At 74.6% G+C, this 16,841-nt stretch carries 2 protein-coding genes; both read left to right on the top strand.

Annotated features, from left to right (window positions below; all coding sequences use genetic code 11):
• A partial coding sequence (locus tag ACFVXJ_RS30630; RefSeq protein ID WP_389666655.1) for a KR domain-containing protein occupies positions 1 to 1,272 on the top strand: 1,272 nt, incomplete at its 5' end.
• Positions 1,273 to 1,336: 64 nt separating this feature from the next.
• Positions 1,337 to 16,841 (top strand): SDR family NAD(P)-dependent oxidoreductase (locus ACFVXJ_RS30625; protein ID WP_389666653.1); only part of this gene is annotated, 15,505 nt, incomplete at its 3' end.

Here is a 16,841-nt window from a genome sequence, read left to right as displayed (position 1 = left end):
AACGGCGCCGAGCACCTGCTGCTCACCAGCCGCCGCGGCATCGACGCCCCCGGCGCCATCGAACTCCGCGACGAACTCACCGCCCTGGGCGCCGACGTCACCATCACCGCCTGCGACATGGCCGACCGCGACGCCGTCACCGCCCTCCTCGCGACCGTCCCGGACCACCGGCCGCTGACGGCCGTGATGCACACGGCCGGTGTCCTGGACGACGGCGTCATCGACGCGCTGACCCCCGAGCGGTTCGCGACCGTGCTCGCCCCCAAGGCGGACGCGGCGCTCACCCTGCACGAGCTGACCCGCGACCTGGAGCTGTCCGCGTTCGTCCTCTTCTCCGGTGTCGCCGGCACGCTCGGTGACGCGGGGCAGGGCAACTACGCGGCCGCGAACGCCTACCTGGACGCCCTCGCCGAGCAGCGGCAGTCCGACGGACTGGCCGCGACGTCCGTGGCCTGGGGCCGCTGGGGTGACAGTGGCCTCGCGGCGGGCGGCGCGATCGGTGAGCGGCTGGACCGGGGCGGGGTGCCCGCCATGGCGCCGCGTTCGGCGATCGGCGCGCTCCAGCAGGCCCTCGACCACGCGGAGGCGGCCGTGGCCGTCGCCGACATCCAGTGGGAGAGGTTCCAGCCCGGCTACACCGCCGTACGGCGCAGTCCCTTCCTCTCCGACCTGCCCGAGGTACGGCGGCTCGCCGAGACATCGGCGGCCACCGGCGAGCCGGGCGCCGGGGAGCACTCCCCGGCCGAGGCGCTGCGCAAGCGGCTCGCCGTCATGCCGCAGGCCGAACAGGCCCTGGCCGTGCTCGAACTGGTCCGCTCCCACGCGGCCACCGCACTGGGCCACCCCACCACCGACGAGGTGGGCGCGGGACGCGCGTTCAAGGAACTGGGCTTCGACTCCCTGATCGCCTTGGAGCTGCGCAACCGCCTCAACGCCGCCACCGGGCTGCGGCTCCCGGCCACGCTCGTGTTCGACCACCCGACCCCGGCGGTGCTGGCCGACTTCCTCCGGGCCGAGATCACCCAGGACGGCAGCGGTGGGGCCGCCCCGGGAATCGCGGAACTCGAAAAGCTGGAGTCCGCGCTCTCCGTCCTCGACCCGGACGCCCCCGACAGTGAAACGCGTACCGACATCGCGCTGCGTCTGCAGGCCCTCCTGGCGAAATGGGGTGAACCGCACACCACATCACGTGGCGAGGCCGTGACCGAGAAGCTCCAGGAGGCCACGCCCGACGAGCTCTTCGACTTCATCGAGAAGGAGCTCGGCATTTAGCACGGCGGACAGCAGGCAGTAGCAGGCGCAAGGGTTTGTGACGATAAGCATGGGTGAGGTTCCAATGGCAGATCAGGACAAGATCCTCGGCTACCTGAAGCGGGTGACGGCCGATCTGCATCAGACGCGGCAGCGCCTTCGCGAGGTCGAGGCCCAGGAGCCGGAGCCGATCGCGATCGTCGGCATGAGCTGCCGGTTCCCCGGTGGCATCGAGTCGCCGGAGGACCTGTGGGACCTGGTGGCCGGGGGACGGGACGCGATCACCGACTTCCCCACCGACCGTGGCTGGGACATCGAGTCGCTGTACGACGCCGACCCCGACCAGCAGGGCACCTCGTACACCCGTGAGGGCGGATTCCTCGACGGCGTCGGCGAATTCGACGCCGCGTTCTTCGGGATCAGTCCGCGCGAAACCCTCGGCATGGACCCGCAGCAGCGCCTGCTGCTCGAAACCTCCTGGGAAACCCTCGAAAGAGCCGGAATAGACCCGGCCACGCTGCGCGGCAGCAAGGCCGGTGTCTTCATCGGCACCAACGGCCAGGACTACCCCGAACTGCTGCGTTCCGTGCCGAAGGGCGTCGAGGGATACCTCCTCACCGGAAACGCCGCCAGCGTCGTCTCCGGCCGCATCTCCTACACCCTCGGGCTCGAAGGCCCGGCCGTCACCGTCGACACCGCCTGCTCCTCGTCGCTCGTGGCCCTGCACCTCGCCGTGCAGGCACTGCGCAACGACGAGTGCTCGCTGGCGCTGGCGGGCGGTGTCACCGTCATGTCGAGCCCGCGGGCGTTCGTCCAGTTCAGCCGGCAGCGCGGGCTCGCCCCCGACGGCCGCTGCAAGCCGTTCGCCGATGGCGCCGACGGCACCGGCTGGGGCGAGGGCGTCGGCATGCTGCTCGTCGAGCGGCTCTCCGACGCCCGCAAGAACGGGCACCCGGTGCTCGCCGTGGTGCGCGGTTCGGCGATCAACCAGGACGGCGCCAGCAACGGCCTGACGGCCCCCAACGGGCCGTCCCAGCAGCGCGTCATCCGCCAGGCGCTCACCAACGCCGGGCTCACCCCCGCACAGGTCGACGTCGTAGAGGCCCACGGCACCGGTACGACGCTGGGCGACCCGATCGAGGCGCAGGCCATCCTCGCCACCTACGGCCGCAACCGGCCCGACGGCAGCCCGCTGTGGCTCGGCTCGATCAAGTCGAACATCGGGCACACCCAGGCCGCCGCCGGTGTCGCGGGCATCATCAAGATGGTGCAGGCGATCCACCACGGCGTCCTGCCCGAGTCGCTGCACATCGACCGGCCGTCCGCCAACGTCGACTGGGCCGCCGGTGACGTCAGGCTGCTGACCGAGACCGTGCCGTGGCCGGAGACCGGCCGACCCCGCCGCGCCGGCATCTCGTCCTTCGGCGTCAGCGGGACCAACGCGCACACCGTCATCGAGCAGGCCCCGCCCGCCGGCGAACCGGACGGGACCGCCGACGACGGGACGGCGCCCGCCGAGCGGCCGGCCGACGGCGCCACCGGCCCCGTGCCGCTGCTCGTGTCGGGCCAGGGCGACGTCGCCCTGCGCGCCCAGGCCGACCGGCTCGCCGCCCACCTGCGCGCCCACCCCGGGCTCGCCGCCGACCCCGCCGGGCTGATCGATCTCGGCTTCTCCCTGGCCACCAGCCGCTCCTCGCTGGACCGCAGGGCCGTACTGTTCAGCGCCGACCGCGACGCCCTGCTCGCCGACCTCGCGGCGCTCGCCGCCGGCGACCAGGGTGCCGATCACGTCCTGGGCGCCACGGGCGAGGGCAAGACGGCGTTCCTCTTCTCCGGTCAGGGCAGCCAGCGCCTCGGCGCGGGCCGCGAGCTGTACGCCACCCACCCCGGCTTCGCCCGGGCCCTGGACGAGGTGACCGCCGAGCTCGACCGGCACCTCGAACGGCCCCTGTACGACGTCATGTTCGCCGAGGAGGGAACCGCCGAAGCGGCCCTGCTCGACCAGACCGCCTACACCCAGCCGGCGCTGTTCGCCGTCGAGGTCGCCCTCCACCGCCAGCTCGAACAGTGGGGCGTCACCCCCGACTTCCTCATCGGCCACTCCATCGGCGAGCTGGTCGCCGCCCACGTGTCGGGCGTCCTCACCCTCGCGGACGCGGCCAGGCTCGTCGCCGCACGCGGCCGGCTGATGCAGGCCCTGCCCGCCGGCGGCGCGATGATCGCCGTCGAGGCCACCGAGGACGAGGTGCTGCCGCTGCTCACCGACCGGGTGGGCATCGCGGCCGTCAACGGCCCCCGTTCCGTCGTCGTCTCGGGCGACGAGGACGCCGCCACGGCACTCGCCGCGACCTTGGGCGCCCTCGGCCGCCGCACCAAGCGGCTGGCCGTCAGCCACGCCTTCCACTCGCCCCTGATGGACGGCATGCTCGACGCCTTCCGCGAGGTCGCCGAGTCCGTCGCGTACGCCCCGCCCGTCATCCCCCTCGTCTCCAACCTGACCGGCGCCTCCGTCACCGCGGACGAGATCTGCACCGCCGACTACTGGGTCCGCCACGTCCGCGAGGCCGTCCGCTTCCACGACGGTGTCCGCCGGCTCGCCGCGCAGGGCGTCTCCACCTTCGTCGAGATCGGCCCCGGGGGAGTCCTCACCGCCCTGGCGCAGGAGTGCGTCACCGACCAGGACGCCGTCTTCGTACCCGTCCTGCGCGGCGACCGCCCCGAGGCGGCCGCGCTCGCCACGGCCGTCGCCCGAGCCCACGTCCACGGCGTCGCCGTCGACTGGTCCGCCGTCTTCGCCGGGCGCGGCGCCGCCCGCGTCGACCTGCCCACGTACGCCTTCCAGCGCGAGCTGTACTGGCCCGAGCAGCCCGCCGCCTGGGCCGGCGACGTGACCGCCGCCGGCATCGGCTCCGCCGACCACCCGCTGCTGGGCGCGGCCATCGCGCTGGCGGACGGCGACGGGCACCTGTTCACCGGCCGCCTCTCGCTGGCCACCCACCCCTGGCTCGCCGACCACACGGTGATGGACACCGTCCTGCTGCCCGGCACCGCCTTCGTCGAGCTGGCGCTCCAGGCGGGCGACCACACCGGGTGCGCGCTGCTGGACGAACTCACCCTCGAAGCACCCCTGGTGCTGCCCCCGCACGGGGGCGTGCAGATCCAGCTCGCCGTGGGCGCGCCCGACACCGACGGCCGCCGCTCCCTGACCCTCCACTCCCGGCCCGAGGACGCCGCCGACGACACCTGGGGCGAGGGCGCCTGGACCCGGCACGCCACCGGCGTGCTCGCCCCGGCCGCCCCCGCGGGCCACGAGCCCGCCACCACCGACCTCACCAGCTGGCCGCCGAAGGGCGCCACCGAGGTCGACGTCGAAGGCCTGTACGACTACCTCGCCGGGTCCGGATTCGCCTACGGCCCCGTCTTCCAGGGGCTGGGCGCCGCCTGGCAGCGCGGCGACGAGGTGTTCGCCGAGGTCCGCCTGCCCCGGGCCGCCCACGACGAGGCCACCCTGTTCGGCCTGCACCCCGCGCTGCTGGACGCCGCGCTGCACGCCGTCGGCATCGGCTCCCTCCTGGAGGACACCGAGCACGGCAGGCTGCCGTTCTCCTGGAGCGGCGTCACGCTCCACGCCGTGGGCGCCCGCGCCCTGCGCGTACGGCTCGCACCCGCGGGCAACGACACGGTGTCGGTGGCCCTCGCCGACGAGACCGGCGCACCCGTCGCCTCCGTCGACGCGCTGCTGCTGCGGCCCGTCTCCCCGGACCAAGTCCACGCCGCGCGCACGGCCTTCCACGAATCGCTGTTCCGGGTCGAGTGGACCGGTATGCCCCTCCCGGCGGCCCTCACCGTCGCCGCCGGCCAGTGGGCGCTGCTGGGCGACGCCGACACCCCGACGGCCACCGCCCTGCCCACCGCCGCGATCCACGCCGACCTCGCCGCCCTCGGCGCGGCGCTGGACGCGGGCGGCCCCGTCCCGCGTACCGTCGTCGTCCCCTTCCCCGCGTACGGCGCCCCCACGCGCACGCCCGTCGACACCGACCTGCCCGGCACCGCCCGGGAAGCGCTGCACCGCGCCCTGGAACTCGCCCAGGCCTGGCTCGCCGACGACCGCCTCGCCGGCTCCCGCCTGGTGTTCGTCACCCACGACGCCGTCGCCACCACCGCCGCGTCCGACGTCGCCGACCTGGCCCACGCCCCGCTGTGGGGCCTGCTGCGCTCCGCGCAGTCCGAGCACCCGGACCGTTTCGTCCTGCTCGACCTGGACGGACGTCCCGAATCCCGGCACGCCCTGCCCGCCGCGCTCGCCACCGCCGAACCGCAGCTCGCCCTCCGCGAGGGCACGGCGCTGGTGCCCCGGCTCGCCCGCGTCGCCGCCGCACCCGGCCAGGAAGCGCCCGCCCTCGACCCCGAGGGCACCGCCCTGGTCACCGGCGCCACCGGCACCCTCGGCGGCCTCGTCGCCCGACACCTGGTCACCGAGCACGGCGTACGCCACCTGCTGCTCACCAGCCGCCGCGGCGAGGCCGCCGCGGGCGCCGCCGAACTCGCCGCCGAACTGCGGGCCTTGGGCGCCGACGTCACCCTCGCCGCCTGTGACGCCGCCGACCGCGGCGCGCTCGCCGCGCTCATCGACGCCGTACCGGCCGAACACCCGCTGACCGCCGTCGTCCACACCGCCGGCGTCCTCGACGACGGGATCCTCGAAGCGCTCACCCCCGAGCGCGTCGACCACGTCCTGCCCGCCAAACTCGATGCCGCCGTCCACCTGCACGAACTGACACGGGACGCGGACCTCGCGGCGTTCGTCCTGTTCTCCGCCGCCGCCGGCACCCTCGGCGGCCCCGGCCAGGCCAACTACGCCGCCGCCAACGCCTTCCTCGACGCGCTCGCCCACCGCCGCCGCGCCGAGGGGCTGCCCGCCACCGCCCTCGCCTGGGGCCTGTGGGCCGAACGCAGCGGCATGACCTCGGACCTCGCCGACGCCGACATCGAGCGCATCTCCCGCGCCGGAGTCGCCGCGCTGTCCTCCACCGAGGGCCTCGCCCTGCTGGACACCGCCCGCGCCGTCGGCGACCCCACCGCCGTCCCCATGCACCTGGACCTGGCGGCACTGCGCCACGCCGACGCCGGCATGGTCCCCGCGCTGCTGCGCGGCCTCGTCCGCGCCCCCGCCCGCCGCGCCGCCGACACCCCGGACAGCGCGCCCGCCGGCGGCCTCGCCGAGCGGCTCCTGCCGCTGACGGCCGCCGAACGCGACCGGCTGCTGCTGGACACCGTTCGCGTCCAGGTCGCCGCCGTCCTCGGCTACCCCGGTCCGGAGGCCGTCGACCCCGGCCGCGCCTTCAAGGAACTGGGCTTCGACTCGCTCACCGCCGTCGAGCTGCGCAACCGGCTCGGCTCCGCCACCGGGGTGCGGCTGCCCGCCACCCTCGTCTTCGACTACCCGACCCCCAACGCCCTGGGCGCGTTCCTGCGGACCGAACTCCTCGGCGAGGACGCGGCCTCCGCTCCGGTCGCCGCCACCACCGGTCCCGACGACGACCTCATCGCCATCGTCGGCATGAGCTGCCGCTACCCCGGCGGCATCACCAGCCCCGAGGAGCTGTGGGAGCTCGTCGCCGGCTCCACCGACGCGATATCGCCGTTCCCCACCGACCGCGGCTGGAACCTGGACGCGCTGTACGACTCCGACCCCGGCCGGGCCGGCACCTCGTACACCCGCGAGGGCGGCTTCCTCCACGACGCCGCCGACTTCGACGCGGACTTCTTCGGCATCAACCCGCGCGAAGCCCTCGCCATGGACCCGCACCAGCGGCTCCTGCTGGAAACCTCCTGGGAGGCATTCGAGCGGGCCGGGATCGACCCGTCGTCCGTGCGCGGCAGCCGCACCGGTGTGTTCGCCGGTGTCATGTACCACGACTACCTCACACGACTCCCGGCCGTCCCCGAAGGCCTGGAGGGCTACCTCGGCACCGGCACCGCCGGCAGCGTCGCCTCCGGCCGCATCTCCTACACCCTCGGCCTGGAAGGCCCGGCCGTCACCGTCGACACGGCCTGCTCCTCGTCGCTGGTGGCCCTGCACCTCGCCGCGCAGGCACTGCGCAACGGCGAGTGCGACATGGCCCTGGCGGGCGGCGTCACCGTGATGTCCACCCCCGACACCTTCATCGACTTCAGCCGCCAGCGGGGCCTCGCCACCGACGGCCGCTGCAAGTCGTTCTCCGCCGACGCGGACGGCACCGGCTGGGCCGAAGGCGCGGGCATGATCCTCGTCGAGCGCCTCTCGGACGCCCGCCGCAACGGCCACCAGGTCCTGGCCGTCGTCCGGGGCACCGCCGTCAACCAGGACGGCGCCAGCAACGGCCTGACCGCCCCCAACGGCCCCTCCCAGCAGCGCGTCATCCGCCAGGCCCTCGCCAACGCCGGGCTCACCACCGCCGACGTCGACGCCGTCGAGGCGCACGGCACCGGCACCACCCTCGGCGACCCCATCGAGGCGCAGGCCCTGCTCGCCACCTACGGCCAGGGCCGCCCGGACGACCGGCCGCTCAGGCTCGGCTCGATCAAGTCCAACATCGGCCACACCCAGGCCGCCGCCGGCGCCGCCGGCATCATCAAGATGGTGCTCGCCATGCGCCACGGCGTCCTGCCGCCGTCGCTGCACATCGGCGAACCCTCCCCGCACATCGACTGGTCCGCCGGCGCGGTCTCCCTGCTGACCGAGGCCACCGACTGGCCCGACCCGGGCCGCCCCCGCCGCGCGGGCATCTCCTCGTTCGGCGTCAGCGGTACGAACGCGCACGTCATCATCGAGCAGCCGCCCGCCGACGACACCCCCACCACGGCAACCCTTCCCGCCGGCACACCCCTGCCCTTCACCCTCTCCGGCCGCACCCCGGCGGCGCTGAGCGCCCAGGCGGCACGGCTCATCGACCACCTCCGGGAGCGACCGGACACCGCCCCCGCCGACCTGGCGCTCTCCCTCGCCACCACCCGCACCGCCCTCGACCGGCGCGCCGCCGTCGTCGCCCACGACCGCGACGAACTCCTCGCCGGGCTGACCGCCCTCGCCGAGGGCCACGACAGCCCCCGGCTCGTCCGCCACACCACCGCCGACGGCCGAACCGCCGTCCTGTTCACCGGACAGGGCAGCCAGCGCCCCGGCATGGGCCGCGAACTGTACGACACCTATCCGGTGTTCGCCGAGGCGCTGGACGCGGTCTGCGCCGCCCTCGACCCGCACCTCGAACAGCCGCTGAAGGACGTTCTGTTCGGCGACGACGGCGACCTCCTGAACCGGACCGGCTACACCCAGCCCGCCCTGTTCGCCCTGGAGACCGCGCTCTACCGGCTCGTCGAAGCCCGGGGCGTACGCCCCGACTTCGTCAGCGGACACTCCATCGGCGAGATCACCGCCGCGCACGTCGCGGGCGTCCTCTCGCTGACCGACGCGGCCACCCTCGTCGCCGCCCGGGGCCGGCTCATGCAGGCCCTGCCCGAGGGCGGCGCCATGATCGCGCTGACCGCCACCGAGGACGAGGTGCTGCCGCTCCTCGCGGGCCACGACGACCGCATCGCCATCGCCGCCGTCAACTCCTCCTCCGCCGTCGTCATCTCCGGCGAGGAGACCCTCGCCCTGGAGATCGCCGCAGAGTTCGAGCGCCGCGGCCGGCGGACCAAGCGCCTCACCGTCAGCCACGCCTTCCACTCGCCCCTCATGGACGGCATGCTCGACGCGTTCCGCGAGGTCGCCGAATCCCTCACCTACCACGCCCCGGCGCTCCCGATCGTCACCAACCTCACCGGACGGATCGCCGACGACGCACTGCGCACCGCCGACCACTGGGTCTCCCATGTCCGCGAAGCGGTCCGCTTCCTCGACGGCATCCGCACCCTGGACGCCGAACACGTCACCACCTACCTGGAAATCGGCCCCCGGGGCGTCCTGTCCGGCCTCGGCCGCGATTGCCTGCCCGACCCCGCCGACCCGGCGGACGCCCCCGTCTTCCTCCCGGCGCTGCGCCACGACCGCGGCGAGGCCGAAGCCCTGACCGCCGCCCTCGCCGCCGCCCACACCCGCGGCGTACCGCTGGACTGGGACGCCTGGTTCGCCGGCACCGGCGCCCGCCGCGTCGAACTGCCCACCTACGCCTTCCAGCGCGAACGGTTCTGGCTCGAAGCCCCCGAAGGGTACGTCGGCGACGTCGAATCGGCAGGTATGGGCGCCGCCCACCACCCGCTGCTCGGCGCCTCCGTCGCCCTCGCCGACGGCGAGGGACTCCTCTTCACCGGCCGCCTCTCGCTCGACACCCACCCCTGGCTCGCCGACCACGCCGTCATGGGCACCGTGCTGCTCCCGGGCACCGCCTTCGTCGAACTCGCCATCCGCGCCGGCGACGAGGCCGGGTGCGACCTCCTCGAAGAACTCACCCTCGAAGCCCCGCTGGTCCTCGCCCCGCACGCGGCCGTACGGCTCCAGATCGTCGTCGGCGCCCCCGACCAGGCCGGCCGCCGCACCCTCGACGTGTACTCCGGCGACCCGGACGCCCCCGCCGACGAGCCGTGGACCCGCCACGCGAGCGGCATCCTCGGCACCGGCGCGCGACCCGCCGCCTTCGACCTGACCGCCTGGCCGCCGCCGGGCGCCGAAGCCGTCGGCGTCGACGGCCTCTACGAGCACCTCGGCCAGGGCGGCTTCGCCTACGGCCCCGTCTTCCAGGGCCTGCGCGCCGCCTGGCTGCTCGGCGACGACGTGTACGCCGAGGTCGCGCTGCCCGACGACCGGCAGGCCGACGCCACCCGGTTCGGCCTGCACCCGGCCCTGCTCGACGCCGCCCTGCACGCCACGTTCGTCCAGCCGGCCCCGGACGGCGACCGGCAGAGCCGGCTGCCGTTCTCCTGGCGCGGCGTGTCCCTGCACGCCGTCGGCGCCTCCGCGCTGCGCGTACGCCTCACCCCCGACGGCCCGGACTCCCTCGCCCTCCAGGTCGCCGACACCACCGGCGCGCCCGTCGCCGCCGTCGACCACCTGATGCTGCGGCCCGTCTCCGCAGACCAGCTCGGCGGCGCCCGCAGCGCCCACCACGAGTCACTGTTCCGCCTCGACTGGGCCACCGTGCCGCCCGCCGCGACCCCGGCCGGCGCCGACGACCGGGCGGTCATCGGCGCGCCCACCACCACCCTGCCCGGCCGCGCACACGCCGACCTGGACGCCCTGCGCGCGTCCCTCGACGCAGGCGCCCCGACACCCGCGTACGTCCTGGCCGACCTCACCTCCGGAACGGCCACCGGCCCCCTCACGGACACCGTCCACACCGCCACCCACCAGGCGCTCGGCCTGGTCAAGGCATGGCTCGCCGACGACCGGTTCGCCGCCTCCCGCCTGGTGTTCGTCACCCGGGGCGCCGTCGCCACCCAGGGCGACTGGGACCTCGCCGACCTGGCCCACGCACCCGTGTGGGGCCTCGTCCGCACCGCCCAGTCCGAGAACCCCGACCGGTTCGTCCTCGCCGACCTCGACTCCGACCCCGCCTCGGCGGACGTCCTAGCCGCCGCACTCGCCACCGGCGAACCGCAACTCGCCGTCCGCCGCGGCACCGTCCACGCCCCCCGGCTCGCCCGCGTCCCCGCCACCACCCGGCTGACCCCGCCCCGGGACGGGACCGCCTGGCGCATGGACATCGAGGACAAGGGCACCCTCGACAACCTCACCCTCGTCCCCAGCCCGGAGTCCGAGGCACCCCTGGAGCCCGGCCAGGTCCGCGTCGCCGTCCGCGCCGCCGGCCTCAACTTCCGCGACGTGCTCAACGCCCTCGGCATGTACCCCGGCGACCCGGGCCTCATGGGCAGCGAAGGCGCCGGCATCGTCCTGGAGACCGGACCCGGCGTCACCGACCTCGCACCCGGCGACCGCGTCATGGGCATGCTGCCCGGCGCGTTCGGCCCCCTCACCGTCGTCGACCGCCGCATGATCGCCCCCATGCCCGAGGGCTGGACCTTCGCCGAGGCCGCCGCCGTACCGATCGTCTTCATGACGGCGTACTACGCGCTCCACGACCTCGCCGGACTGCGCGACGGCGAAGCGCTCCTCGTGCACGCCGCCGCCGGCGGCGTCGGCATGGCCGCCGTCCAACTCGCCCGCCACTGGGGCGCCGACGTCTACGCCACGGCGAGCCCCGGCAAGTGGGACACCCTCCGCGGACTCGGACTCACCGACGACCGCATCGCCTCCTCCCGCACCCTCGACTTCGAGGACACCTTCCGTACGGCCACCGCGGGACGCGGCGTCGACGTCGTCCTCGACTCCCTCGCCCGGGAATTCGTCGACGCCTCCCTGCGGCTCCTGCCGCGCGGCGGACGCTTCGTCGAAATGGGCAAGACCGACGTCCGCTCCCCCCAGGACGTAGCGGACGCCCACCCCGGCGTCACCTACCGGGCCTTCGACCTGACCGAAGCCGGCCTGGACCGCATCCAGGAGATGCTCACCGAGCTGCTCGCCCTCTTCCGCACCGGCGCACTGCGCCCCGTACCGGTCTCCGCCTGGGACCTCCGGCAGGCCCCCGAGGCGTTCCGCTACCTCAGCCAGGCACGCCACGTCGGCAAGATCGTGCTCACCCTGCCCGCCGAGTGGAACCCGCACGGCACCGTCCTGATCACCGGCGGCACCGGCACCCTCGGCGCGCTCGTCGCCCGACACGCCGTCACCACCCGCGGCGCGCGCCACCTGCTGCTCACCAGCCGCCGCGGCGAGGCCGCCGCGGGCGCCGCCGAACTCGCCGCCGAACTGCGGGCCCTGGGCGCCGACGTCACCCTCGCCGCCTGCGACGCCGCCGACCGCGGCGCGCTCGCCGCGCTCATCGACGCCGTACCGGCCGAACACCCGCTGACCGCCGTCATCCACACCGCCGGCGTCCTCGACGACGGCGTCGTCGACGCCCTCACCCCCGAGCGCGTCGACCACGTCCTGCGGCCCAAGGCGGACGCGGCCCTCCACCTGCACGAACTGACCCGCCACCTCGACCTGGCCGACTTCGTGCTGTTCTCCTCCGCCGCCGGCACCTTCGGCGGCGCGGGCCAGGCCAACTACGCGGCCGCGAACGTCTTCCTCGACGCCCTCGCCCGCCACCGGCAGGCCCACGGTCTCGCCGCCACCTCCCTCGCCTGGGGTCTGTGGGCCGAGGCCAGCGGGATGACCGGCGAACTCGACACCGCCGACAAGGACCGGATGACCCGGTCCGGCGTCCTCGGCCTCTCCAGCGAGGAAGGACTGGCACTCCTCGACACCGCCCGCCACATCGGCGACGCCCTCCTCGTACCCATGCAGCTCGACCTCGCGCCCCTGCGCCAGGCCGACGCCAACATGGTCCCCGCGCTGCTGCGCGGCCTCGTCCGCGCCCCCGCCCGCCGCGCCGTCGAAGCCACCACCACCGGCACCGGCACCCCGCTCGTCGAACAGCTCGTACGACTCCCCGAGAACGAGCGCGACCCGCTCCTCCTCGACCTCGTACGCAACCAGGTGGCGGCCGTACTCGGCCACGCCACCCCCGACGCCGTCGAACCCACCCGCGCCTTCAAGGACCTCGGCTTCGACTCGCTCACCGCCGTCGAGTTCCGCAACCGGCTCGGCGCGACCGCCGGCATCCGGTTGCCCGCCACCGTGGTCTTCGACTACCCGACCCCCACGGTGCTCGCCGGCTACCTCAAGGAGGAACTCCTCGGCTCCGAGGCGGCCGCCGCCCTGCCACGGGTCGCCGCCACCGCCGTCGAGGCCGACGACCCCATCGCGATCGTCGCCATGAGCTGCCGCTTCCCCGGGGACGTCCGTACCCCCGAGGACCTGTGGAACCTCCTCGCCGAGGGCCGCGACGGCATCTCCCACCTGCCCGACGACCGCGGCTGGGACACCGAGGCGCTGTACGACCCCGACCCGGACAGCCCCGGCACCTCCTACGCCAGGGAGGGCGGCTTCTTCTACGAAGCCCACCACTTCGACCCGGCGTTCTTCGGCATCAACCCGCGCGAAGCCCTCGCCATGGACCCGCAGCAGCGGCTGCTCCTCGAAACCTCCTGGGAGGCCTTCGAGCGCGCCGGGATCGACCCGACGGGCCTGCGCGGCGAACAGGTCGGCGTGTTCGTCGGCCAGATGCACAACGACTACGTGTCCCGGCTGAACACCGTCCCCGAAGGCGTCGAGGGCTACCTCGGCACCGGCGGCTCCAGCAGCATCGCCTCCGGCCGGGTCTCGTACACCTTCGGCTTCGAAGGCCCCGCCGTCACCGTCGACACGGCCTGCTCCTCGTCGCTGGTGGCCCTGCACCTCGCCGCGCAGGCACTGCGCAACGGCGAGTGCGACATGGCCCTGGCGGGCGGCGTCACCATCATCACCACCCCCGACGTCTTCACCGAGTTCAGCCGCCAGCGCGGCCTCGCGAGCGACGGCCGCTGCAAGCCGTTCGCCGCCGCCGCCGACGGGACCGCCTGGGGCGAGGGCGTCGGCATGCTCCTCGTCGAGCGCCTCTCGGACGCCCGCCGCAACGGCCACCAGGTCCTGGCCGTCGTCCGGGGCACCGCCGTCAACCAGGACGGCGCCAGCAACGGCCTCACCGCCCCCAACGGTCCGTCCCAGCAGCGCGTCATCCGCCAGGCCCTCGCCAACGCCGGCCTGTCGGCCGCAGAGGTCGACGCGGTCGAGGCGCACGGCACCGGCACCCGCCTGGGCGACCCCATCGAGGCGCAGGCGCTGCTCGCCACCTACGGCCAGGACCGCCCTGCGGACAGCCCCCTGTGGCTCGGCTCGATCAAGTCCAACTTCGGCCACACCCAGGCCGCCGCCGGCGTCGCCGGCATCATCAAGATGGTCCAGGCCATGCGCCACGGGGTGCTCCCGCAGACGCTGCACGTCGACGAACCGTCCCCGCACGTGGACTGGTCGGCCGGCGCCGTCTCGCTGCTCACCGAGCAGCGCGCCTGGCCCGAGACCGGCCGCCCCCGCCGCGCCGGTGTGTCCTCCTTCGGCATGAGCGGTACGAACGCGCACGCCATCATCGAGCTCGCCCCCGACGCCGGCGCGGACCCCACCGCCGACGCACCCGCCCCCGCCCGCCCGCAGCCGGTCCCGGCCGCCCTCCCCTGGATCCTCTCCGCCCGGACCCCCGACGCCCTGCGCGCCCAGGCCGGACGCCTGCTGTCCCACCTGGACGCCCACCCCTCGCAGGCACCGGCCGACACCGGCTACTCGCTGGCCACCGGCCGGGCGGTCTTCGACCACCGCGCCACGGTCGTCGCCCCGGACCGCGACGGCTTCCGCGCGGCGCTCACCGCACTGGCCGAGGGCCGCTCGGCGCCGGGTGTCGTCTCGGGCTCGCCGGTCGCCGGGAAGCTGGCGTTCCTGTTCACCGGGCAGGGCAGCCAGCGGCTGGGCATGGGCCGCGAGCTGTACGACGCGTATCCGGTGTTCGCGGAGGCGCTGGACGCGGTGTGCGCGCGGCTCGAACTGCCGCTCAAGGAGCTGCTGTTCGGGTCGGACGGCGATCTGCTGGATCGGACGGAGTACACGCAGCCGGCGCTGTTCGCGGTCGAGGTGGCGTTGTTCAGGCTGGTGGAGTCGTGGGGTGTGAAGCCGGACTTCCTGGCCGGTCATTCGATCGGTGAGATCGCCGCCGCGCATGTGGCGGGGGTGTTCTCGCTGGAGGACGCGTGCGCGCTGGTTACCGCCCGTGGGCGGTTGATGCAGGCGTTGCCGTCCGGTGGCGTGATGATCGCGGTGCAGGCGTCGGAGGACGAGGTCCTGCCGCTGCTGACGGACCGGGTCAGCATCGCCGCGATCAACGGGCCGCAGTCGGTCGTGATCGCGGGCGACGAGGCGGACGCGGTGACCATCGCCGGGTCCTTCGAGGCGCAGGGTCGTAAGACCAAGCGCCTGACCGTCAGCCATGCGTTCCACTCGCCCCACATGGACGGCATGCTGGACGCGTTCCGCGAGGTCGCGGAGGGGATCTCGTACGAGTCCCCGCGCATCCCGGTCGTCTCGAACCTGACCGGTGCGCTGGTCACGGACGAGATGGGTTCGGCGGACTTCTGGGTGCGGCACGTCCGCGAGGCGGTCCGGTTCCTGGACGGAGTCCGTGCCCTGGAGGCCGCCGGGGTCACCACGTACCTCGAACTCGGCCCGGACGGAGTCCTGTCCGCCCTGGCCCAGGAGTGCCTGACCGGCGACGCGGACGCGAGCACCTTCGCACCCGCCCTGCGCGCCGGGCGCGAGGAGGCCGGGACGCTGCTCTCGGCACTCGCCACCGCGCATGCGCGCGGCGTTCCCGTCGACTGGCGGGCCTTCTACGCCCCGACCGGCGCCCGGCGCGTCGACCTGCCCACCTACGCCTTCCAACGCGCCGCGTACTGGCTCGACGCGGGCCGCTCGCAGGGTGACGTCGCCTCCGCCGGACTCGGTGCGACGGACCACCCGCTGCTCGGCGCGGCGGTCGAACTGCCCGACTCGGACGGCTTCCTCTTCACCGGCAGGCTGTCCCTGACCACGCACCCCTGGCTCGCGGACCACGCCGTCATGGGTTCCGTCCTGCTGCCGGGCACGGCGTTCGTCGAGCTGGCCCTGTGCGCCGGCGATCGGGTCGGCTGCGACCGGGTCGACGAGCTCACCCTCGAGGCCCCGCTGGTGCTGCCCGAGCACACCGGTGTGCAGCTCCGGCTCTCGGTCGGCGCCGCCGATCCGGCGGGCCGGCGCACCCTCGCGCTCCACTCCCGGACCGAGGGCGCGGACAGCGAGCTGCCCTGGACCCGCCATGCCACCGGTGTGCTGGCGGCCGGGGCCGAGCAGGCTCCGCAGGACCTGACCGTCTGGCCGCCGGCCGGGGCGGAGCCGGTCGCGGTGGAGGGACTGTACGAGGGCCTCGCCGACGCCGGTTTCGGGTACGGACCGGTGTTCCAGGGCCTCCGCGCCGCCTGGCGCCATGACGGTGACGTCTACGCCGAGGTGGCGCTACCGGAGAGCGCCGAGGCGGAGGGCGCACGGTTCGGCCTGCACCCCGCCCTGCTGGACGCGGCGCTCCACGCGCTGGGGCTCGGCGGCACGGAGGACGGGAGCGGCGAAGGACGCCTGCCGTTCTCCTGGTCGGGCGTGTCCCTGCACGCCGTCGGTGCCACCGCGCTCCGGGTACGACTCGCGTCCACCCGTGGCGGCGAAGTGGCCCTCACGATCGCCGACGCCGCCGGGGAACCGGTCGCCTCTGTGGCCGGGCTTGCGCTGCGGGCCGTGAATCGCGACCAGCTCGGCACGGCCCAGGACGCCACCCGCGATGCGTTGTTCGGGGTGGAGTGGTCGGTGGTGCCGTCGGGTGGTTCGGCGGGTGCGGTCGATGACTGGTTGGTGCTGGGTGCGGGTGCGCAGGCGTTCGCGGATCTGGCGATGCTGCGGGTCGTTGCCGCGGAGGGTGGTGTCGTCCCGGCGGTTGTGGTGGTGTCGTGCGAGGGCGAGGCCGTTGACGCGGTGGATGTGCCGGGTGCTGTGCACGCGGAGACGGGTCGGGTGTTGTCGCTGCTCCAGGAGTGGGTGGCGGATGCGCGGTTCGATGCGTCGC

This window comes from Streptomyces sp. NPDC058279 (assembly GCF_042881255.1).
In the GTDB taxonomy this organism is placed as follows: domain Bacteria; phylum Actinomycetota; class Actinomycetes; order Streptomycetales; family Streptomycetaceae; genus Streptomyces.
This window is presented reverse-complemented; position numbering and strand designations above follow the sequence as displayed.